This is a genomic window from Halomonas alkalisoli (assembly GCF_021412585.1).
In the GTDB taxonomy this organism is placed as follows: domain Bacteria; phylum Pseudomonadota; class Gammaproteobacteria; order Pseudomonadales; family Halomonadaceae; genus Halomonas; species Halomonas alkalisoli.
Map to the genome: position 1 here is coordinate 94302 of NZ_JAKCMI010000041.1, position 22273 is coordinate 116574.

The 22273-nt window shown below is 63.7% G+C and carries 15 protein-coding genes and 5 tRNA genes; 9 read left to right on the plus strand and 11 right to left on the minus strand.

The features are described 5' to 3' along the window. Nucleotides 1-58: 58 nt before the first annotated feature. The 4 genes from LY622_RS22690 to LY622_RS18490 all read right to left on the minus strand — a co-directional run bounded on the left by LY622_RS22690 (nt 59) and on the right by LY622_RS18490 (nt 9616). Nucleotides 59-5461: a VWA domain-containing protein gene (locus LY622_RS22690; RefSeq protein WP_234292215.1), complete on the minus strand. Its 5403-nt coding sequence runs from the start codon at nt 5459-5461 to the stop codon at nt 59-61. A gap of 164 nt (nt 5462-5625) precedes the next feature. Beyond that, nucleotides 5626-6300, minus strand: a complete 675-nt coding sequence (locus tag LY622_RS18480) for a hypothetical protein (RefSeq protein ID WP_234292216.1) — start codon at nt 6298-6300, stop codon at nt 5626-5628. Nucleotides 6301-6351: 51 nt separating this feature from the next. Beyond that, complete coding sequence (locus tag LY622_RS18485; protein WP_234292217.1) at nt 6352-8850, minus strand: Ig-like domain-containing domain; 2499 nt, start codon at nt 8848-8850, stop codon at nt 6352-6354. Between the two features lie 16 nt (nt 8851-8866). Beyond that, nucleotides 8867-9616, minus strand: coding sequence for a hypothetical protein (locus LY622_RS18490; RefSeq protein WP_234292218.1), 750 nt, complete (start codon nt 9614-9616; stop codon nt 8867-8869). Nucleotides 9617-9911: 295 nt separating this feature from the next. Between LY622_RS18490 and LY622_RS18495 the strand changes: the two genes are divergently transcribed. Genes LY622_RS18495 through LY622_RS18505 form a run of 3 tightly spaced genes read left to right on the plus strand, consistent with a single transcriptional unit; the run spans nt 9912 to nt 13263 of the window. After that, nucleotides 9912-10424 carry a putative pterin-binding protein gene (locus LY622_RS18495; RefSeq protein WP_234292219.1) on the plus strand — a complete coding sequence of 171 codons (513 nt, stop codon included), beginning with the start codon at nt 9912-9914 and terminating at the stop codon, nt 10422-10424. Next, nucleotides 10421-12190, plus strand: a complete 1770-nt coding sequence (locus tag LY622_RS18500) for a sensor histidine kinase (protein ID WP_234292220.1) — start codon at nt 10421-10423, stop codon at nt 12188-12190. The genes LY622_RS18495 and LY622_RS18500 overlap by 4 nt, the downstream gene beginning before the upstream one ends. Continuing rightward, nucleotides 12187-13263, plus strand: a complete 1077-nt coding sequence (locus LY622_RS18505; protein WP_234292221.1) for a response regulator — start codon at nt 12187-12189, stop codon at nt 13261-13263. Before LY622_RS18500 ends, LY622_RS18505 begins: the two co-directional genes overlap by 4 nt. Before the next feature lie 19 nt (nt 13264-13282). On the opposite strand, the gene LY622_RS18510 is transcribed toward LY622_RS18505, so the two are convergent. From LY622_RS18510 to LY622_RS18540, 7 genes are all read right to left on the minus strand, one after another. Then, nucleotides 13283-15226, minus strand: a complete 1944-nt coding sequence (locus LY622_RS18510) for an FAD-dependent oxidoreductase (protein ID WP_439649603.1) — start codon at nt 15224-15226, stop codon at nt 13283-13285. Between the two features lie 256 nt (nt 15227-15482). Further along, nucleotides 15483-15559 (minus strand) — tRNA-Asp (locus tag LY622_RS18515). A gap of 3 nt (nt 15560-15562) precedes the next feature. Continuing rightward, a tRNA-Val gene (locus tag LY622_RS18520) sits at nt 15563-15639 on the minus strand. Nucleotides 15640-15713: 74 nt separating this feature from the next. Further along, nucleotides 15714-15790 (minus strand) — tRNA-Asp (locus LY622_RS18525). Between the two features lie 28 nt (nt 15791-15818). Then, nucleotides 15819-15895, minus strand: a tRNA-Asp gene (locus tag LY622_RS18530). A gap of 51 nt (nt 15896-15946) precedes the next feature. Continuing rightward, a tRNA-Val gene (locus LY622_RS18535) sits at nt 15947-16022 on the minus strand. Nucleotides 16023-16064: 42 nt separating this feature from the next. Next, nucleotides 16065-16796 (minus strand): alpha/beta family hydrolase, encoded by a 732-nt coding sequence (locus LY622_RS18540; protein ID WP_234292223.1) that lies wholly within the window; start codon nt 16794-16796, stop codon nt 16065-16067. Between the two features lie 162 nt (nt 16797-16958). On the opposite strand from LY622_RS18540, the gene ccoN reads away from it, so the two are divergent. From ccoN to LY622_RS18570, 6 genes are all read left to right on the plus strand, one after another. Continuing rightward, a complete protein-coding gene (gene ccoN, locus LY622_RS18545; protein WP_234282180.1) occupies nt 16959-18383 on the plus strand; it encodes a cytochrome-c oxidase, cbb3-type subunit I in 1425 nt (474 codons plus the stop codon). Between the two features lie 22 nt (nt 18384-18405). Next, a complete protein-coding gene (ccoO, locus tag LY622_RS18550; RefSeq protein ID WP_234282182.1) occupies nt 18406-19014 on the plus strand; it encodes a cytochrome-c oxidase, cbb3-type subunit II in 609 nt (202 codons plus the stop codon). 2 nt (nt 19015-19016) lie between these two features. Next, a complete protein-coding gene (locus LY622_RS18555) occupies nt 19017-19253 on the plus strand; it encodes a cbb3-type cytochrome oxidase subunit 3 (RefSeq protein ID WP_223136280.1) in 237 nt (78 codons plus the stop codon). Then, nucleotides 19250-20179, plus strand: coding sequence for a cytochrome-c oxidase, cbb3-type subunit III (gene ccoP, locus LY622_RS18560; RefSeq protein ID WP_234282186.1), 930 nt, complete (start codon nt 19250-19252; stop codon nt 20177-20179). Before LY622_RS18555 ends, ccoP begins: the two co-directional genes overlap by 4 nt. 130 nt (nt 20180-20309) lie before the next feature. Then, nucleotides 20310-21749, plus strand: coding sequence for a cytochrome c oxidase accessory protein CcoG (ccoG, locus tag LY622_RS18565; protein WP_234292224.1), 1440 nt, complete (start codon nt 20310-20312; stop codon nt 21747-21749). After that, nucleotides 21746-22261, plus strand: a complete 516-nt coding sequence (locus tag LY622_RS18570) for a FixH family protein (RefSeq protein WP_234292225.1) — start codon at nt 21746-21748, stop codon at nt 22259-22261. Before ccoG ends, LY622_RS18570 begins: the two co-directional genes overlap by 4 nt. The last annotated feature ends 12 nt before the right edge of the window (nt 22262-22273 follow it).

Genomic DNA, 22273 nt, shown 5'->3' on the forward strand with positions numbered 1-22273 from the left:
CTGAGGCACCTGTTGCCGTCACGACAAGCTGTCGTCATCGCCATTTCCTGCTCCCGGATCAAAGTCCCAGCTCGACGGACTGGCTCGGTGCCACTTTGAAGGTCTTGCTCCGCTCACCCTCCTGGGTCTCCACCACCAGCTCGTACTGACCCACGTCCAGTTCGACGGGGGCGTCGTCCACCCGCCCCCGGGCAACTTCGTCGCCCGCGCTGTCCAGCACTCGCCAGGTGGCCGCCAAGGCCTGGGACAGGCCGGCAATCAGCTCATCGCCGTCGTGGCTATCGAAGTACTCGCCGCCGCCACGGGCGGCAAAACGCTCAAACTCGGCCTGAAGGCCGATCTCGTCGATATGGAAGCCGACGATATTGAGGCGCACGTCCACCCCCTCCTCGACCAGGGCCTCCACGGAGGCGGCCACATCGCCGTCACAGGTCTCCTCACCGTCGGTAAGCATCACCACCAGGCGAGGCTGATCCGCGAAATCGGAAAGGTCATCGAGTACGGCATCCAGCGAGGCGGCCAACGGCGTACGTGCCAGGTTGATGGCCCGGATACCTGACACCACTTCGCGCACCTCGTCGTGGTTGTCCGCACGGGGCTCGACCAGCAGCTCGGTTTCGCAGCTGTGGGGTTCGGTATGGCCGTAGGCGCGTAGCGCCATAGGCACCTCATCGGGAATCCGCTCATCCAGGGTCTGCTGGACGATGCGCCGCGCCACCTCGATGCGCCGTCCGCCCTCCATCTGGCGCAGCATGGAGCCCGAGGCATCGAAGATCAGGTGCACCACGCCGCCGGCCACCGCCGGCTGTTCGGGGTTGGCGCTGACCACCCGCAGGCTGCCGGGCTCGGGTGGCTCCTGATAGCGCCGCTCCACCGCCAGCGCGAACTCGCTGGGCTGGCGCAGCTCACGCATGCCCGCCTCGAAGCCGCGAATCAGGTCGGTACGATCCACGGTATAGCGATAGCGCCCATCGGCGATCTGGGCCCAGCTAAGCATCTGGTTCTGGTACCAGCGATTCACCTCGGTGTCCCGGCTGGAACCATGGGTGATCTCCAGGGTGAAGACCCGCGGGCGAACCCGGGCCAGGGTCTCCCAGGACTCCAGGTCGCGATCGGTCTGCTCGGCATCGGTAATCAGGAAGATCGCCCGCTGTCCCTCCCGCTGGGCCAGGGCACGGCTGGCCAGTTCGAGGGCCGGCTCCGAATTCGAGCTATTGAAGTCGTCGTCATAGGCGGCGAGGGTCTGGGCAACCTGGGAAGGGTGGTCAGCCCAGCCATTGATCAGCAGTGGGCCTCCCAGGGGCAGCATGTTGAATACCTCCTTGCCGGGCTCCAACCCCTCGGCGAAGCGGTTTAGTGCCTGGTAGATCGCCGGCTGGTGCTCGGAAATACTGCCGCTGCCATCCCACAGGAAGACGATGGAGCGCGGCGGCTCGCTGACCGTGAGGCGATAATCGCCAGCAGGGATATCCACCGCCTCGGCCTGGCGGCGCCCCCCACCGACCGATGACCAGTCGAGAGGCACCGCTTCACCATCGGCATTGCTGAGGGTGGCCACGAGGCGATCCCGAGCCGGCTCCTCAAGCTCGAATGCCAGGGTATTGTCCGGTGCATCAAGGCTCACCCGATAATGACGGGTATCCCCCGGCTCATCGACCCGTCCCACCACTCGCTCCGCCAGGGAATAGGGGGACTCGGCGTGGCTATCGGGATCCTCGATCTCTCGAACCCTGAGGCCGTCACCGCCCTGCTCCGCTTCCAGCGGACCGCGGGGCTTGTCCAGTCCCCAGTGGCCGAGAATCGAACGACTGCTGCCCAGGGCATCGGCCTCGAAGGCCTGCAGGGCCTCGGGAATCCGCCAGCTGGCTCGCCGCTCGCCCTCGGGCACGGCGGGCTCGTCGAACACCAGGCGCAGGTAGCGAACCCGTGGCGCGTCAGGCAGCGAGAGAATTGCCAAACCCTCACCGTCACGCTCCAGGGCCCAGTCGGCCCGGTGCTCCCAGGGGCCCGCCGGTGACTCGAGGGAGCTGTATACCGAGACCTCTTCCACCGGCAGGCCGTCCCAGTCGAGGTTCTCGACCCAGCGTAGCTCGTCGATCCGCGCCGCCCGATGCTGGAGGAAGGCGAAGACCATCTCGATGCGCTCGTCACTGATACGCTGCCCCCGGCGCACACGTCGCTCGCCGGTGACGCTGCGATGGGTGTGCCGCTGCCCCTGGAAACCGTACAGGCGGTCGATATCCGGCAGGGTGTATAGCCAGTGTCCGCCCAGGTCACGGTCCAGCAGGTCGTGGCGCCGCTCGGCCAGCTCTCCGAAAGGCTCCCCAAGGACCCGCAGCTCGCCGCTGCCATGGCGGGAACGCCGGCGCTCGTCCTCTTCGAGGAAGATCGCCAGAGGGCGCAGCCGTACGTAGCGTGCTTCGACCGGGGCGTCGAGCAGGAAAAACTGCTCGCCGTCTCGACTGTCCAGCTCGACGGTCATCCGGGTGTTCAGCGCATCCCGGGACTCGCCCAGGGCGATCTCGACCTCCCGCCACCGGTAGCTGTGATCGTGCAGGGAGCGCTGATTGAAGGCCAGGCCATGCACCGTGCCTCCCTCACCGGCCAGGCGGATCGGCGGCAAGGCCTCCCCCGGGTCGGCATCGACCTCGATGGAGCTGGCGGCGCTGGCCATACCGTCAATCAGGAAGCGTGCCGAGCCTCCGCGCCGCTGGGGCAGGCCATCGATGGGCTCGCCGCTATCGGCATCGACAAAGTGCGCCCCCAGGGCACTCCAGGCCAGGTCGACCATTCCATCGAGCGCCTCGGGGACGGGGGGTGCTGGTTGCGGGTCCAGGGCCGCTGCCGAGGGATCCAGCTCCAGGTCACGGCGCGCCGTATGCTCGCCCACCGCCACGAAGAGCGATGATGGATCGCTCTCCAGCATCTCGGACGGCAGCGTCCAGGTCAGGGGTACTTCACGACGCTCCCCGGGGGCCAGGGAGAGTGACTCGGGCAGTCCGTCAAGCGACCAGCCCGAATGGCTGGCGTGGGCCTTCAAGGGCAGCGTCAGGGATTCCTCTCCCTCATTGCGGACCGTCAGGCGGGCCTCGAGGCGCTGGGCATGGGGCAGGAAGGGCGGGAGGCGAACGCTCTCACTGTCCAGCTCGGCAGTGATGGGCGATATCTCCGGCGTGAAAGGCTGCGCCGGGTCCTCCAGCGTGAGGCTGTTCATGCGACGACTGATGGACGCCCAGAGGTACCACTGCTCGGCTGCCGGCACGGTCACCGCATAGCGGCGCCGCTCGTCTGTCTCCTCGATCTCGAGCTCATCGCCCTCGGCGTTGACGAAGCGCAGGTTGTCTCTGGGGCGTCGCACCTCGATGTGCAGGGTGCGCGCCTGCTCGATGACGGGCAGGCGAAGATAGCCTGTGGTGTCATCCACGCCACCCGTCTCTTCATCGATGACTCCGTCCCTGGGGAACAGGGGCGCCTGCTCGAGATTCCGCAGCAGTCCTACCGCACCCTGATGGTGCCAGGGATCGCCGATGTCCAGCCGGACGCGGTAGGGATCCTGCGAGGGGCCATTCCCGACGAGCCTCAGCGTATAGTCCCCGGGGGGCAGTCTCCGACTGATGCGCGCGGCCTCCTCAAGGTCGAGGGTACGCAGTAGCTCATTTCCCTGCCAGAACAGCCGGGCCTCGAGGCGCCCTTCTGCCGGCGGCTCAAGATCCAGCACCAGGCGGTTCTCGCCGGGCAGATGAAAGTGGAAATGGTCCGCGTCATCCTCGCTGTGGAAATGTCCCTCGATGGATTCGCCCAGCCATAGCGGATTGGCCTCCTCGGGCGTGTCGTTGGGCTCCATCTCCCTGCCGGGCTGGGGCCGACCTAGCGGCTCGGCCTGGAGACGGTAATCGGTATTTTCCCCCTCGATCCGCACCTGGTAACGACCCGGCAGCAGGCGCACCGGGCTCAAGCGCCGCTGCTGCAGCGGGTCACCGCGGCGAGACTGCCTGCTGTCGAGGAAGGGGCGGTTATCACCATCACGGTAAAGGGCCAGGCGCTCGAGTGGATCGCCCTCCGCCAGGAATTCCCAGACCTGGGTCTCACCTCCGACCAGCAGCTCGAACCAGGCGGTATCGCCGCCTTCGAGCCGGCCCTGACGGACGGCTCCGGGCCTCAGCACAGCGGCCCAGTCACGCTGGTCATTGGGTTCGCTGACCCAACCTTCTCGATCCGGCAGCTCCGCCTCGGTCAGCCGCACCTCGGTGGGCACCGGGCCATCGGCACGCCGCGACAATCTCAATTGCAGCAGGTAGTCGCCAGCGGGAAGTTGCATCTGGGCGAACAGCGCCTCGGCAGGCCCCTCTCGGCACACCGGGTCACGGTCGTCATGGCGACTGAGACAGACATCGATATCGCGGTCAGTATCGCCAATCACGTCCAGGGTCTGGCCGGGCGCTGACTCATCCAGGCTGAAGGCCAGGTAGTGACGCTGGTGGGGAATCAGATCCAGCGTCGCGGCTTCGCCGAGGGCGAACCACAGAGCCTCCTCTTCCGAGGTGGCCACGGCCTCTGGTTCCGCCTCCATCGTCTCCTGCGCCGCCGGGTCATCGGCTCGCGGCGCGGGACGCTGGCCGTCTTCCTCCAGCTCCAGCCCCACGCGCCCGATGGCGTCTCCCTGCGGGTTACGCAGGTACAGGCGCCCTCCCCCGGCGAGATCCAGGCGGCTCCACTGCTGCTGCACTGGGGAGTCGCCGTGTACTTCGGCGAGTCGTTCGCCGGCGTCATTCTCGATCCAGGCCTCCAGCGACACGCCCAGCTCGCCGAGCAGATCGAGTCGCCACAGGTATTCGGCCGCCTCATCCTCCGGCACCAGGGGAATGGCATGTTCGGCGACATCAAGGTGAAAGAACCACAGCCGCCCGGGGGTCACTTCCAGGTCATCGGCCTCGTCGGGGCCAACCTGGCCGCGGATGCGCATGCGCCCCGCCTCGGTCAAGGTCAACTGGTACTCACCGCCCGCCCCTTGGGGCAGGAAGCTCACAAGATGCTCCCCTGGCGGGACGATCAGTTGCTGGCGATGCCGCCTTGGCTGGTCGGCGCTGATGCCGAGACTGAGCAACTCTGTCGCCTCGCGGGTACTCTCCTCGGGCTCGGCGGCACCGAATTCGGCCACCCCGCTCGGCTCCGGCTCTTCCACGGCGGGCCAGAAAAAACGTGCCGCGATACCGTCCGGCGTATCACCCTGCAGCTCGAGTTGCCAGAGACGGTCCGTTTCGGCATCGTCCAGCACCCAGCGGAACATGTCTCGATCATCGCTCGACACCTCCCCCACCAGGCGGGCTTCGCCACGGAACGATTGCGCCTGCTCGGGGGTATCGTTGGGCTCCTCCTCGAAGACCATCCTGGGGAAGGCTGCCGCACTGCCGGCCAGCAGCAGTGTCAGCAGGCAGGAGACTGATGTAACTGCAACTCGCACCTTCTTATCCCCTCGTACTTTTTTGTTACCAGCAGTCTAGGCACGCTGCCAGCTGGTAGCCCCGTTCGTTTGCAGGGGTATCTCTCAAGCCTCGATGCTTATCTCGACACTCCCACCTACCCTCCATGAGCGTCACATCATCGGAGGTGGGCGTGCCAGCCCGGCTACGCCTCGCCACAGTTGGCCGCAAGCACGAAGTCCCCCTCCTGCGGGTTCTCGGACCCTCGGTGCCCGCTGAGCCTCCCGGTGGCGGTCACGTTGGCGCCCACGATTCGAAACATTGGGTCAGGGCCATTTCCGCGGTGCCACCGCTTGACGCCAGCCTCGTCCCCGGAGTTCTGCGCCATCGAGATATCCACGGAATCCAGGTCGCGACCATCGCTGTCGGCTAGATGCGTCACCTGCACCAGTTCTTCCTCGTAGTCGAAGCCAACCCCCCAGCCGATGCCGCGAAGTACGGAGAGTTCAGTGGTGCCGCGCGTGGTCTCACCCTTAACGTTGAACTGCAACGCCTCGCCATCGTCGCGCTCTGTGATCTTGCATTCAATGCCGCTGAATTCCAGGCGTTCTCCTTCGATTTCGATGTACGCCGTACCGGTGGTGGCGGCCTCGATACCGCTGTGCAAACTCTCGGCGTAGAGCCCTTCCAGTCTTTCCCCGGTGGGAGTGTCCTCCTTTGCACGAGCCTCGATCATGGCACCAGCATTGGCCTCCTGCTCTTGGGTGTCGCCAGGCGCGTCATCGCCGCCACAAGCCGTCAGCAATACAGCGACCCCAACGGCGGCCGATACTGTCAAAATCGATGCAAACCGGGGGTGAGTTACATAGCCGGGGTACATGGGGGGGTGCTCCTTCGATATTTTAAGGGCCGGAAAACATCGCGTTTTCACTTACCTGGTTTGAAAGGCACGCAGCAGGGTCAGGTATTCGTCCCTGCTGACAAATGCCAATCGCCTCTCAATCAAATATGGCCACATCAGGGGTGCCAGCGTCGTGGGATGTTCTCCGTTTCCCTCGATGGATGACTTGTTATGGCCGGACATGCCGTCAAGGGCCAAACGAAATCCGTCAAAGCGCCCCCCGGAAAACTCCGAGGCCGGGTAAGAAATATCGGATGCTTCACCCGGACGATGAGGAAGGCCGAAATAGTGTGCGAGCTCATGAACAAGGCCTTCTGCCAGCGCCGAGGGAGACCGATCCAGTGTAATCGGCATCGCAACGCCATGGCGTCCGTCAGAATGAGGCGTTTGTCCGAATGATTGCCCCGCACCGTAGAAATCTGGCGGGTAAAACACGACGAGAATGTCGTTTCCGCTGAAAAAGCTGCCGATCTCCTCCCGAACGGCGCGGATGGTGTTTTTTAGAGCCTGCTCATTGATTCCCATGCGCAACTGCGGGGTTACCGAGTCGTTCATCACCAGGTAGAGTTCCGCCAGTGTCGGGATCGTTTCGTTTGGCGGATTGTCGGCAAAGAATGCTCCAAGCCTTTGCAAAAGACTTGAGTCGTCTTCAAGGTCGATTTCGGGCTCTTCCCGGAAGAGTCTGCGCGGATCGTTTTCGGCAACCCAGCCCAGCGTGGCGGACTGCAAATCGGCCGCCTGAACCGCTTTATCAATAATGCCAAGGACAACGTCGCGGTAGATATTCGCGTATTTCTGGTCTGCGTCGCGTCCGGTGCCGATCCCGTAGGCTTCCTTGATGGGCATCAGCTGCACGGCGAAGTCTTCCGCCATCCCGACCATGGTCAGGGCCGCCTGCCGCTCGGCCTCGGGCACGCCGTCCGACCATGATCCGACCTTCAGAAATGTGTAGCGGAACACCAGGGGTGCGGGGTCCGTGTGCCAGTGCTGCACATCACGTTCGGCGATCACGTCTTGCGCCGCCACCGAGCTCGGGTGCGGATCGTGCGGGGTGAGCCGCGTTTCGATCACCGATGTTCCGCCCTGCGCGTCGGGCGACCAGCCAAAGACGTTGATTGTATTGCGGGCATGGCGCTCGATCTCACCCTGTTCAAGCAGATCGCTTCGCACAACACGCACGACGTTGCCATCGATGGACCCGCCCGCCTGGGGGTCGATGCGCCATTGGCTCTGATCCACGACACTGATGTCCAGTTCCGCAGGAAAACTTTCCGGCTGCCAGCCCTTGTGGATGTGACCGTGTGGTTCCCAATCTACATAGATACGCTGAAGGGCTGGTTTGCCCACCACCAGCGGCGCATCGCGAACCGTCTGGTAGACATGGCTGCGCAGCGGCTCGTCGACCGGCCCGCCATGGTTGTCGAGATCAACAAGCGTGGTGAACCGCCACCAATGCGCGCTGCTTGTCATTGTCGCGCCGTTGCGGCTTTCAACACCGTCCTTGCCACCCTTGATGCGGGCCTCGTAGATGATGCCGGATTCAAGGTCGAAATCCGGGTCGAACCGGAAGAGGGTGTCTGAGACCGGCACGATCCGGCCTGTCATCTCTAGAGCCTCGCTGCGGATGTCGCGCGTGGTCAGGGAAAAATTTGCGTCAAGGACATCTGCCGCGACCGGAAAATTGAACTCGATCTCGATCTTTGGCGTTTCGAGATGGACATTCTCCCGTTGATGCGGCGGGCTGTTCGACGCGACCTCCAGAGGCTCAGTCGCCGCGCATGCCTCGGGGTCCTCTTCCCAAGATGCCCTATCACAGACCCAACCACGCACATCGCCGATCCGACCCGTCATATCGGTCGAGGAATATCCCCGCTCCCGATGGGTACGCGTTTCCCGGACTCGGGCGGCGAACTCTATCTTGTAGGCATTGCCTTTGAGCATGATGTGCATCTTGCTGAGCTCGGGCAATTCCGTCTCGTAGTACTCGTCGGGGTAATCGATGCAGCCTCTTCGGTCCGGCTCGAACATGTGGCATAGCAAAACTTCGAACAGGCCCTTCACGTCATCAAGCTCGGTGCCGAACGCCACCCCGCCGTGATCAGGCGGAAATGCAGCAAACAGCCTGAATACGTGGTCTCCCTCCGATTGCAGGCGGGCATTGTACATGCGGAAGCCTTGCTGGCCCGTGTACCTTTCCGGATCAACCTGGGTCGACGCCCCGCGGCCTTCGGTAAAGTTGGTGACCTGCAGCGTGCCGGTGCCGGTTATGGCATCGGTCCAGTTGCCGGTCACCTCCATGCCCCATACCACGTCAACAAAGTCGTAGGGTGTCTTGCCCAGCATCGATTCCAGAACCGCCTCGGGCAGGGTGCCGGTCAAATCGATATCCATGCTGGGTGGCGGAATGGGCTTGTAGTCCTCGGCGGCCTCGAATTCCTCTTCAGGGATCTCGAGCGTCAGTTGCGCCTGAGCGGCACCGCCGAACGAGAGCACCGAAAGGAACAGGGCAATCGAGATCAAAGTGCGCATCACCGGACCGCCCCCATCAATCAGCAGCCGCAGGCGCTGGATTGTCGGCCTCTTCCTCGCCGAGTTCCGTCTCGAAGCGGCCTTCGACTAGGATACAGCCCTCAAGGCTGGGCTCTGACCCGATCAAAGCACTGATAGGGCAAAGGCTGCCCTCGAACGCTCCGGCCGCGAAACCGCCGCCGGTGACGATCTCCAGCCGGTCGAATGTGACCGTGGCGTCGGTCCCGACGTCATGCGAGGACACGAAATAGCCCCTCTGCTCACCGAAGTTCTTGTGATAGGCAATTTCGGCCTCGTTTCGTCCGTTCAGCATCTGTTCCGCCTCGTCGGCTGAAAACGGGGGAAGTTCGATCGTCAGGCCACCTTGCCTTAGAATACTTTCTGCCTCGGGGTCAACGCCCATGATCCTCAGGGCGACTTGCTCTTCCCCGTCGCCACCGAATACCTGTGCCATTCGAGCACGCTGTTGTTCACTCATACCCCCAAGGACACTTTCCATCATGTTGGCCATTGAATGCGGTCGCCAGGCGGCGGACGACATGTGCCTACCTTCGACCTCGCCCGAGATGGTCAGCCAGCTCCGTTCGAAGCCATCGGCAGTGCCGTCGATCGAGCCGAGAACAGTCATGGTACGAGTGCTTTGTGCGACCGCATCGTGGGCGAGCAATACGGCTGCTGCGATTGCGGGCAAGAATATCCAGACGCTGGCTTTCGCGGTGATTCGCGTGCTTTGCATGAAGTGTGTTCCTTCAAGATATGTTGCCATTCAATTTCCACAGGCGCGTCGAAGACAGACGGCTGAAGTAACCGTATATTTCACCTTCTTTGCCTTTTTCGTGCTTTTTGTTACCAACAGTCTAGGTGCACCCCTTTCCCATAGCCCCGTTCGTTTACAGGGGTAACCATGTCACGCCTCGCATGTTTCACTGCTGTAAGCCATGTTTCCCTATAGTCATCGAAGGGCAGCATCGAATGCTGAAACCGGGCCGCACCCGTTCGAACGAACGGGGACACAGCCTGGTAACCCGTTACATCCTGCATAGAGCGCCAAGGAGCTTTCCATGATGAAACGCCGCCTTACCTGCCTGAGCCTGACTGGAGCCCTGTTGATGCCGGCCATGCTGGCCATCGCCGAGCCACTGCCGGCACCAGAGGGCCCGGTACTGCTGCGAGTGAGCGGGGAGATCGGCAAGACCAACGTAGACAGCGAAGCTCACTTCGATCGCACCATGCTCGAGGACCTGCCGCGCCAGACCCTGGATACCTCGACCGTGGTGACCGATGGGGTCAATCACTTCGAGGGCTTCCTGATGCGCGACCTCCTCGCACACGTTGGAGCCCAGGGAGAGAGCGCCGTGGCTACGGCATTGAACGACTATGTGGTGGATATTCCACTCGAGGATTTCCACGACTTCGAGGTACTGGTGGCGGACAGCATGGACGGTGAGCGCCTGACGCCCCGTGACAAGGGCCCGCTATGGATCGTCTACCCCAGGGATGATCACGGTGAGCTGCAGGACATCCGCTACGACTATCGCTGGGTCTGGCAGCTGGAGAGTCTCGAGATTCGATGATGCCCCTGACCCGACGCATGCCCGCCTTTGCTGCCCCCTTGGTCGTCATTCTGGCCTTCGTGGCCTTTCTGACGTTTTCCCTGGTGCGGCTCTACCAGGTCGAGCAGGACATGCGCTCCAACGTCAGCGACAACATGCTGTGGGTCATCACCCAGGCCCAGGTGGCGAGCCACCGGCTTGACGAGGCGGTCAGCCGGCGCGCCCTGGGAGACGACGCTGCACGGCCCGGCCTGCGCTTCGATGTACTGACCAGCCGCCTGGTGCTGCTGGATGAGGGCCCCCAGCAGCGTTACCTGGCAAGACTGGGCTTCGGTGAGGACATCGCCACGGCATTCGACCAGCTGGACGCCATCGAACCACTGCTGGAGCAGGTACAGCCCGGCGCCCTCGACATCGCCGACCGTATTCATGGCAAGCTCAAGCCCATGCTGATGCAGCTCAACCGCATCGCCAACGCGGTGATGATCGAGGAGTGGGAAGTCACCGGCGAACGGCTGGACGAGCACCGCGACAGCACGCTGCAGGTCATTGCCTCGGTGGTGGGCATCATGCTCAGCGGCCTGGTGCTGGTCGCCCTGCTGCTGTCGGCACTGCGCCAGCGAGCCAGCGCCCAGCGGGCGCTGGCCAGGCACCGCAATGAGCTCGAGAATGAGGTGGAGCGCAGGACACGGGATCTCGACGCGGAGCGCCAGCGCCTCGCCGCGGCCATCGAGACCGCCCCGGATGGATTCGCCGCCTTCGACGCCGAGGGCCGACTGGCTCTGGCCAACCCGCAGCTGGCCGAGCTGCTGCCGATATCGGCTACCAGCCTTCAGCATGGAAGCCCGCTTGCCTCGATACTGCGGGACATACGGGGGTTGACCCGGCCAGAGGAGACCCAGTGCGACACCCTCGGCACGACCCTGAATGGCAGCCTGCAATGCGATATGGAAATCCGCGACCAGGGCTGGCGCCAGATGATGATTCGCCAGACCGACGATGGCGGGCACGTGCTGCGGGTTGCCGATATCACTCGCTACAAGCAGGCCGCCCTCTCGCTGGAGAGTGCCCTGCGCCGCCAGCGTGGCGTCAGCGACTTCTATCGCAGCTTTGCCGCCACGGTATCGCACCAGTTCCGCACACCGCTGGCGGTGATCGATTCCGGCCTGCAGCGACTGCTGCGCCGCGGTGACCAGATGACGCCCGAGGATCGACAGCGGCGCTATACCCGGCTGCGTGACGCCGTGGCGCACATGACCCGCCTGGTGGAGAGCGCGCTGACCGCCGCAAGGCTGGATGGCGGCCAGGTAGAGGCCGAGGCGGCTCCCTGCGACCTGGTAGCCATCACCCAACAGGTATGCCAGCTCCAGGAGGAGGCCGCTGGCTCCCGACGCATCAGACTGGAGTCCATGGCCTCGCCGCCGCTGGTCGTACTCTGCGACAGGTCACTGATCGAACAGATCCTCGCCAACCTGGTATCCAACGCCTTGAAGTATTCCGCACCGGACGCCCCCATCACGGTTCGGCTCGACCGCCACGGCGAACACGCCACCTGCACCGTGCAAGACAGGGGGATCGGCATACCGGAGGCGGACATGCCTCAGCTCTTCGAGCGCTTCTTTCGTGCACGCAATGTCGCTGCGATGCCAGGCATCGGCCTGGGCTTGAATATCGCCAGGCATCTGGCCCGCTTCCAGAATGGCGACATCACCGTGGACTCCCGGGAGGGAGACGGCACGACCTTCACGCTCACGCTACCACTCGCCGCTGGAGGGGCCGCGCCATGATCGACCCGACGCCACAAGCAACTGCCATGCCGGCGCTGATTCTCTGCGCCGAGGATCATGCCGAACTGCGGGGGGATATCTGCGAGGAACTGAAAGAGGCCGGCTACGCCGTCATCGAGGCCGCCGACGGGCGAGAAGCCATCGACCAGATCAACGCCGTGGCCCCGGACCTGATCCTCTGCGACATCAATATGCCGGGCTGCAACGGCTACGAGGTATTGCGTGAAATTCGCAACACCCGCCCCGACCTGGCCGACACCCCCTTCATCTTTCTCACCGCCCTCTCCGACCCGCGGGACGTCGTCGATGGCAAGCGCACCGGCGCGGACGACTATCTGGTCAAGCCCGTGGACTTCGACCTCATGCTGGCCACCCTCGATGCCCGGCTACGCCAGGTGAGGCGCATGCGCTGCAAGGCTGTCGGGGAGATCACCGAACTTCGCCAGGCCATGGCCGACCTGCGCCAGGAGGCGAGCAGCCAGGCCTTTGTGGCCGCCACACGAGCCCTCGACCTGGTAGCACCCGGCATGGTCCTGCTGGGGCGAGACGGGCAGATACTCTTTGCCAACCGGGCGGCTCATCGGTTGTCGCAGGATACCGAGCAGTTGGAGCTGGGCCAGGTCCTGTCCGCCGCCGGCAGCGGCCAGGACCTGCGCAAGACCATTCGGGCCGCGCTGAAAAGCAGCCAGGAGGGGGAGGAAAAGGTGACATGCCTGCGGCTCAACCGCCCGGGCGAACGTCGTGACCTGCTGATATTGGCCTGCTCACTGGGCAGCACCGACGGCTCACCCCATGAGCCAGCGGTGGTGGTCCTGCTCTCGGATCCGGAAAAACGCGCCCAGGTGCCCCGGCAGATACTGGCCAGCCTGTTTGGACTTACTCCGAGCGAAGCCGGTATCGCCCTGGCCCTGGCCGAAGGTCTGCGCAGCGAGGAGATTGCCGAGCGCATGTCGATCTCCACCACCACGGTCGCCTTCCACCTGCGCAACCTGTTCCAGAAGACCGACACCCATCGCCAGGCAGACCTGATCGCCCTGGTGCTCTCCGGCTCGATGTCGGTCACCCTGCCCTGAAACGATTCGACACGGCCTGTTACAGGCTGGCAGAGACCCGGGTGCCCTGGTCAATGGCCCGCTTGGCATCGAGCTCGGCCGCCTCGTCGGCGCCGCCGATCAGGTGCACCTCGACACCAGACGCCTGCAGCGGCTCGAGGAGCTCGCGCACCGGGTTCTGGCCGGCGCAGACGACGATGCTGTCGACCTCGAGCAGTCGCGGCTCGCCATCCTGGCGGATGTGGAGTCCGTGGTCATCGATGCCCATGTACTCGCAGCCAGCCAGGGTCTCGACACCGCGATGCTTCAGCGAGGCGCGGTGCACCCAGCCCGTGGTCTTGCCCAGCCCCTTGCCTGGCTTGGAGGCCTTGCGCTGCAGCAGAAAGACCTGACGGGGCGTCTCGGGACGCTGCGGCGGAGCGATACCGCCCCGCTTGGAGACGCTGAGGTCCACCCCCCATTCGGCGCACCAGGCCTCGGTGTTCATGGCGGGATGGCCCACATGGGTGAGCAGTTCGGCCACGTCGAAGCCGATTCCCCCCGCGCCGATGATCGCCACCCGACGCCCTACGCGCTCGGGATGATGGATGGCCATGGGGTAGCTGAGCACCTTGGGGTGGTCATGGCCCGGCAGCGTCAGCTGGCGGGGCTGGACGCCGCTGGCCAGCACCACGGCATCGAAGCCCTTGAGGCTGTGGAGATTGGCATCGGAATTGAGTCGCACCGAGACGCCGTACTTGTCGAGCATGACCTTGAAGTAGCGCAGGGTCTCGTCGAACTCCTCCTTGCCCGGGATCTTTCGCGCCAGGTTGAACTGTCCACCCAGTTCGCTGTTGCGCTCGAACAGCACCACGCGATGCCCACGCCTTGCCGCGGTGACGGCAGCCGACAGGCCCGCCGGCCCACCGCCGACCACGGCGATATCGCGTGCCGTTTCTGCCGGCAGGATCTCGAGCTCGGTCTCGTGGCAGGCCCGGGGATTGACCAGACAGGAGGTCAACTTGCCCTGGAAGGTGTGATCGAGACACGCCTGGTTGCAGGCGATACAGGTATTGATCTCTTCGCTACGTCCTTCGGCCGCCTTGGTGATCCAGGCCGGGTCGGCCAGGAAGGGGCGCGCCATGGAAACCATGTCCGCGTGGCCATCGGCCAGCACCCGCTCGGCCACGTCCGGCATGTTGATGCGGTTGGTGGTGATCAGCGGCACGCTGAGTTCCGCCTTCATGCGCCGGGTCACTTCGGTGAAGGCCGCCCGCGGCACGCTGGTGACGATGGTGGGTACGCGCGCCTCGTGCCAGCCGATGCCGGTATTGATCAGGTTGACGCCTGCCACCTCGAGAGCCCGTCCCAGGGTGACGACCTCTTCCCAGGTGCTGCCCTCCTCCACCAGGTCGATCATCGACAGGCGGAAGATGATGAGAAAATCCTCGCCCACCGCCGCGCGGATCCCCTTCACGATCTCGACGGCAAAACGCATGCGATTGTCGAACCCGCCGCCCCACTCATCACTGCGATGGTTGGTACGCAGGCAGAGAAACTCGTTGATCAGGTAACCCTCGGAGCCCATCACCTCGACGCCGTCGTAGCCTGCCTCGCGGGCCAGCGCAGCGCAGCGCACGTAGTCGGCGATCTGGCCCTCGACCTCCTCCCCGGTGAGCTCCCGTGGGGCGAACGGGTTGATGGGCGCCTGGACCGGCGACGGCGCCACCAGCTCAGGGGAGTAGGCGTAACGGCCGGCATGCAGGATCTGCATGCAGATATGCCCGCCCTCGGCATGCACCGCCTCGACCACGCCGCGGTGATTCGCCACCTGCTCGCTCCGCTCCAGGGTTGCCGCACCCTGAAAGACGGCACCCTCCGGGTTGGGGGCGATACCACCCGTGACGATCAGTCCGACGCCTTCACGGGCCCGCTCGGCGTAGAAGGCGGCCAGACGGGAAAAACCGTTGGGCGCCTCTTCGAGATTGGTGTGCATGGAGCCCATCAGCACCCGGTTGGGCAGCGTCAGGTGACCCACTTCGAGCGGACGAAAGAGATGAGGGTAGCGCACGCCGAACTCCTCCTGCTGGTCAAGGTTTCAAACAACTGTATGATAGCCAGACGAGATGCGCAAAGATAATGATGCACCATAGGCGAAAGCAGCATAGCGCAGCGGGAGAGCAAGAGGAGGCAGGAGAGGAAAAAACCATGCACAAACGAAAGACCCCGAGCCATTCGGCTCGGGGTCTGGAAAATCGTGTTGGCGGACCGGACGGGACTCGAACCCGCGACCTCCGGCGTGACAGGCCGGCATTCTAACCAACTGAACTACCGGTCCGCGTGGTGGGTGATACCGGATTCGAACCAGTGACCCCCAGCATGTGAGGCTGGTGCTCTAACCAACTGAGCTAATCACCCACGGATACCGCACTTCATTTACTAATACAGCCCTGCTCGATACAACTCTACTCGATACTGCATGCCAGTCATCGTGGCGGACCGGACGGGACTCGAACCCGCGACCTCCGGCGTGACAGGCCGGCATTCTAACCAACTGAACTACCGGTCCACAAGACGACAAGACATCAGAAAACAGTTGGCGGACCGGACGGGACTCGAACCCGCGACCTCCGGCGTGACAGGCCGGCATTCTAACCAACTGAACTACCGGTCCGCTGCGTGCTTCCTACGTGATCACTCGCCATCGCTTGATGCTCAAGAGCGATGGTGGGTGGTACTGGGTTCGAACCAGTGACCCCCAGCTTGTAAGGCTGGTGCTCTCCCAACTGAGCTAACCACCCCCGGTCACGTGGCGCTGAATTCTACAGGGATCCGGTTGGTTGTCAATGCCTTTCAGAGTGTTGCCGCATGAAGGCGGCGATCACCCCCGCCGCTTCCTCGATCAGCCCCTCCTGGGTGAAACCGGAAGCACGCCGCGGCTTCCAGTCATGATCGCCATCCTCCAGCAGATGCACCGCAATGTCGTCGCCCAGCCGATAGCCTGCGACCTCCTCGCCGTTGCCAAAAGGGTCACGACTGCCCTGGACCACCAGGGTCGGACAGCCGAGCAGCGGCCAGTGCGACAGGCGCAGGCTCTCCGGCTTGCCCGGCGGGTGGAATGGATAGCCGCAAAGTACCAGGCCCGCGGCCTGGTCGCGGGCCGCCAGCAGGCTGGCCGCGCGGCCGCCCATGGATTTCCCGCCCAGCCAGACGCTACCCAGTTCGGGATGTGTCAGAATGTCGCACCAGGCATTCAGTTCATCCACCAGACGATCGATACGTGGCGGCGGAAAACGCTTGGCCTCTTTCTGCATGCGCTGCATGTAAGCGAACTCGATCGCCAGGGTCTGCACACCATGCTTCGCCAGATCGCCACGCAACTGGCTCATGAAGGGCGACCCCTGCCCAGCCCCCGCCCCATGGGCGATCAGCAGACGGCCGGCACTGCCGTCACCTTCGACCTCCAGCGGACCCAGCCCCTCGATACGCCAGCGCCCTACCTCTCCCTCGAGGAGGCGTTCGCGGAGGCGTACCGAAGAAATTGCTACCCGATCAAGTCGTGCAAAGTCCGACACCGGTCAAACTCCTGTGTGAGTTTCGCCCTTGGGCATGTTTCAGTCTGCGATGCGGCTGCGATAGAATCCACTCTGTTTTCTGACCTGCTTCACCCAACCGTGAGCGTCGGCCGCGGCATCCATAACGGCCGGCTCTCGATACGCGTTCGATGGGAACCTGACATGAGCACAGCATTAGAGCACCCGACCTACAATTACAAGGTAGTTCGGCAGTTCGCGATCATGACAGTCGTGTGGGGCATCGTGGGCATGCTCCTCGGTGTCATCCTTGCCGCACAGCTGGTTTGGCCGCAACTCAACCTCGATCTACCCTGGACGAGCTTTGGCCGCCTGCGGCCGCTGCACACCAATGCCGTCATCTTTGCCTTCGGTGGCTCGGCACTGATGGCAACCTCCTACTATGTCGTGCAGCGTACCTGTCAGACACGGCTGTTCTCCGACAGGCTGGCGGCGTTCACCTTCTGGGGCTGGCAGGCGGTGATCGTCTCGGCGGTGATCACACTGCCGCTGGGCTACACCACCACCAAGGAGTACGCCGAGCTGGAGTGGCCGATCAATATCCTGATCGCCGCGGTCTGGGTCAGCTATGCCATCGTCTTCCTGATGACCGTAAAGCAGCGCAGGACCTCGCATATCTACGTGGCCAACTGGTTCTTCGCCGCCTTCATCCTGACCGTGGCCGTGCTGCACATCGTCAACAATGCGGCAATCCCGGTCACCGCCATGTACTCGATCTCCATCTACTCCGGCACCATCGATGCCATGGTGCAGTGGTGGTACGGGCACAACGCGGTCGGCTTCTTCCTCACCGCCGGCTTCCTCGGCATGATGTACTACTTCGTGCCCAAGCAGGCCGAACGCCCGATCTACTCCTACCGTCTCTCCATCGTCCACTTCTGGGCGCTGATCATGATCTACATGTGGGCAGGCCCACACCACCTGCACTACACCGCCCTGCCGGACTGGGCCCAGTCGCTGGGCATGGTCATGTCGATCATCCTGCTGGCGCCCTCCTGGGGCGGCATGATCAACGGCATGATGACCCTGTCCGGCGCCTGGCATAAGTTGCGCACCGACCCGACCCTGCGTTTCCTGGTGGTTGCCCTGTCATTCTACGGCATGTCCACCTTCGAAGGGCCGATGATGGCGATCAAGACTGTCAACGCACTGTCGCACTACACCGACTGGACCATCGGCCACGTCCATGCCGGCGCGCTCGGCTGGGTGGCGATGATTACCATCGGCTCCATGTACCACCTGATTCCGCGCCTGTTCGGACGCACCGAAATGTACTCCGTGGGCATGATCGCGGTGCACTTCTGGCTGGCCACCATCGGCACCGTGCTCTACATCGCCTCCATGTGGGTCAATGGCATCCTGCAGGGCCTGATGTGGCGCGCCATCAACCCCGACGGCACCCTGATGTACACCTTCATGGAATCCGTCGAGGCCAGCGGCCCGGGCTACATCGTGCGCCTGATCGGTGGTCTGTTCTGGGTCGTTGGCATGCTGATCATGGCCTACAACGTCTTCAAGACCATCCAGCGCAGCGAAGCCGTGCAACATCCGATTCCGCAGACCGCCTGAGCAACCGGGGATACCGACACCGATGAAACACGAGATTGTCGAAAAGAACGTAGGCCTGCTCGCCGTGTTGATCCTGGTGGTGATCAGTTTCGGCGGCCTGGCCGAGATCGTGCCGCTGTTCTTCCAGAAGCAGACCACGGAGCCGGTCGAGGGCCTGCGTCCGCTCTCCGCCCTGGAGCTGGAAGGCCGTGACATCTACCGCCGCGAGGGCTGCGTGGGCTGCCACTCCCAGATGATCCGCCCCTTCCGCGCCGAGACCGAGCGCTACGGCCACTACAGCGTGGCCGGCGAATTCATCTACGAGCACAACTTCCTGTGGGGCTCCAAGCGGACCGGCCCGGACCTGGCCCGCGTCGGCGGCCGCTACAGTGACGACTGGCATCGCGCCCACATGTACAACCCGCGTGACGTGGTCCCGGGTTCGATCATGCCGGCCTATCCGTGGCTGTTCGAGCGCACCCTGGACGGCAACGATACGCCACGCAAGATGGAGGCCCTGCGCACCCTCGGCGTGCCCTATACCGACGAAGAGATCGAGAACGCCACACGCGAGGTACGCGGCCAGCAGGAAATCACCGCTCTGGTCGCCTACCTGCAGCAGCTGGGCACCGTGCTCGAAGGCACCCGTTGATCATGGATACCGGCACCTTTCGCGGCATTATCACTTTCCTGCTGATCGTCGCCTTTCTCGGCATCACCTGGTGGGCCTACTCACGGCGACGCAAGCCTGACTTCGACGAAGCGGCCAACCTGCCCTTCGCCGAAGAGGATGAGCAGCCAATACGTGACAGCAGCGCCTCGCCCCGCTCGAGCAGCGAGCCGGGCGACAACGGCGATTCCCGTACGAACAAGGGAGACAGAAACACATGAACAATCTTTGGGATGACTCCCTTTCCGGGTTCTGGAGCGCCTGGATCATCGTCATCACGCTGGGATCCATTGCCTTCGCCTTCTGGATCCTCTACGCCAACCGCAAGACCGACAAGGTGCCGGACGCCGATGGCAACGTAGAGACCACCGGCCATGCCGCCGACGAGATCGAGGAGTACGACAACCCGTTGCCCCGCTGGTGGTTCCAGCTCTACGTGGCCACCATCGTGTTCTCGCTGGGATACCTGCTGCTCTATCCTGGGCTTGGCAATTTCGCCGGCCTGCTCGGCTGGACCCAGGAAGGCCAGTGGGAAGAGGAGGTTGCTCGGGCCGAGGAGCGCTTCACGCCGATCTTTGCCCAGTATCAGGAGATTCCGATCCCGGAGCTGGCCCAGGATGAAGAAGCCATGCAGGTGGCCGAGCGCATCTACCAGAACAATTGCGCAGTGTGTCACGGCGCCAACGCCCAGGGCGGCTACGGCTTCCCCAACCTCACCAACGACGACTGGCTCTACGGCGGCGAGCCCGAGCAGATCATGACGTCCCTGGTCAGGGGGCGTAACGGGCTGATGCCCTCGTTCCAGACGCTTGGCGCGAACAACATCGAGAACGTCACCCAGTATGTCCTGTCGCTTTCCGACCTCGAGCATGAGGCCGATCGTGCCGAACAGGGGGCCTCGGTCTATGCCTCGGTCTGTGCCGCCTGCCATACGCCGGACGGCACCGGCAACCAGGCCTTGGGCGCGCCGAACCTGACCAACGACATCTGGCTCTATCAGGCGCCCGGCCAGAGCGTGGCCGACTCGGTTCGCCAAACCCTGCGCAACGGCCGCAACGGCCACATGCCGGCTCAGGAAGCCTATATCGGCGAGGAGCGCGTGCACCTGGTCGCCGCCTACGTCTACAGCCTGCGCTTCCGCGACTGAGGACGTATCCGAGCGGTAGGAGGGTGCGGCCTGGGGTCGCACCCTTTCTCTTGGTGACGAGGCCTCGATACAATGAAATCGTTTCACTGCCTCCCTTCTGCGGGTCGTCTCTGCCCGCCACGAGTCCGCCATGAGTGAGAAGATACCCGCCCGCGATGTGACCCCGGACCCCGTGGGACACCACGAACCGCGAGCCGCCGTCCAGCAGGAGATGTACGCCAGCCGACGGCATATCTATGTGCGCGAGATCAAGGGGCTGTTCCAACGCCTGCGGCGCGGTGCCAACTGGCTGCTGATGCTGGCCTTCTTCGGCCTGCCCTGGATCCAGTGGGACGACCGCCCGCTGATCTGGTTCGATCTGCCGGGGCGGGAATTCCATATCTTCGCCGCCACCTTCTATCCTCAGGAGTTCATCCTGCTGTCGTGGCTGCTGATCATCTGCGCCTTCGGCCTGTTCTTCATCACCGTCTTCGCCGGCCGGGTCTGGTGTGGCTATACCTGTCCCCAGAGCGTCTGGACCTTCCTCTATATCTGGGTCGAGCATCGCCTGGAGGGCTCCCGCAATCGACGCATCAAGCTCGACCGCCAGCCCATGGACCTGGACAAGGCATGGCGCAAGACGGCCAAGCACCTCGTCTGGCTCGCGATCGCCCTGGCCACGGGGGTCACCTTCGTCGGCTACTTCACACCGATCCGTGAACTGGTGGTGGAACTGCCCACCCTCCAGGCTCACGGCTGGGCCTACTTCTGGTCGGGCTTCTTCCTGGTCTTCACCTACCTCAATGCCGGCTGGCTGCGCGAGCAGGTGTGCATCTACATGTGCCCCTATGCCCGCTTCCAGGGGGTGATGTTCGACGCCGACACCCTGATCGTCTCCTACGACGAGGCTCGCGGCGAGCCCCGCGGCTCGCGCAAGAAGAATCTCAGCCACCAGGAGGCACGGGAGGCCGGATACGGCGACTGCATCGACTGCGATCTCTGCGTACAGGTCTGCCCCACCGGCATCGACATCCGTGACGGCCTACAATACGAATGCATCACCTGTGCCGCCTGCATCGATGCCTGCGACAGCGTGATGGACAAGATGAACTATCCGCGGGGGCTGATCCGCTACACCACCGAGAACGCCCTGGAAGGCAAGCCGTCGCACATCCTGCGACCACGGCTGATGGGCTACCTGGCGGCACTGCTGGTGATGATCGGCCTCTTCATCTGGGCCCTGAGTGACCGCATGCCGCTGGACTTCGAAGTCGAACGGGAACGCGGTCAGCTCTACCAGATGACCCGCGACGGACGCATCAGCAATGTCTTCACCCTGACCCTGCGTAATCAGGATCGCGAGGACCATGAGTTTCGCCTCGAAGTGAGCGGCCTTCCGGGGCTGGAGATCGATACCGACACGCTGCGTGTCCCGGCCGGCGCCTCGCGCATGTTCGCGGTGCAGGTAACCGCCGACCCCGGCGTACTCGAACTGCCCAGCCACCCTATCCAGTTGCACGTGCAGTCCCAACAGAACGAACGCATCGCCCTTGAGCGTGACACCCGCTTCATCGGTGAAGCACGGAGATGACCATGACGACCCCCACCCCCTGGTACAAGCAGTTCTGGCCCTGGTTCCTTCTAGGCCTGCTGTTTACCTCGATCTTCGGCAGTTCGACCCTGGCCGTCATGGCCGTGCGAACCGCCGACGGCCTGGTACAGCAGGACTACTACGAGCACGGCCGGGCCATCAACATGGTGCTGGCGAAGCAGCAGCGTGCCCATGAACTCGATCTGGCGGCCGAGCTGCGCATCGATCCCATGACCAGCGACATCATCGTTCAGCTCCAAGGTGAAGAACGCCCCGAGCGGCTCTATCTGAAGCTGATCTTCCCCACCGTGGGCGGCCGCGACCAGGACATCGTTCTAGAGCACGTGCGGGATGGGCGCTATCTCGGACAGGCGCCCGACAACCTGCGCTATCGCTGGTACCTGCAGCTTCACCCCAGCGAGGTCGAGCCGGCCTGGCGCCTGGTGGGCGAAGGCAGCTTCCCCAGCGAGGACGAATTCGACCTGACGCCAGGCATCGTGGACCGCGGCTGATGGCCTACGTAT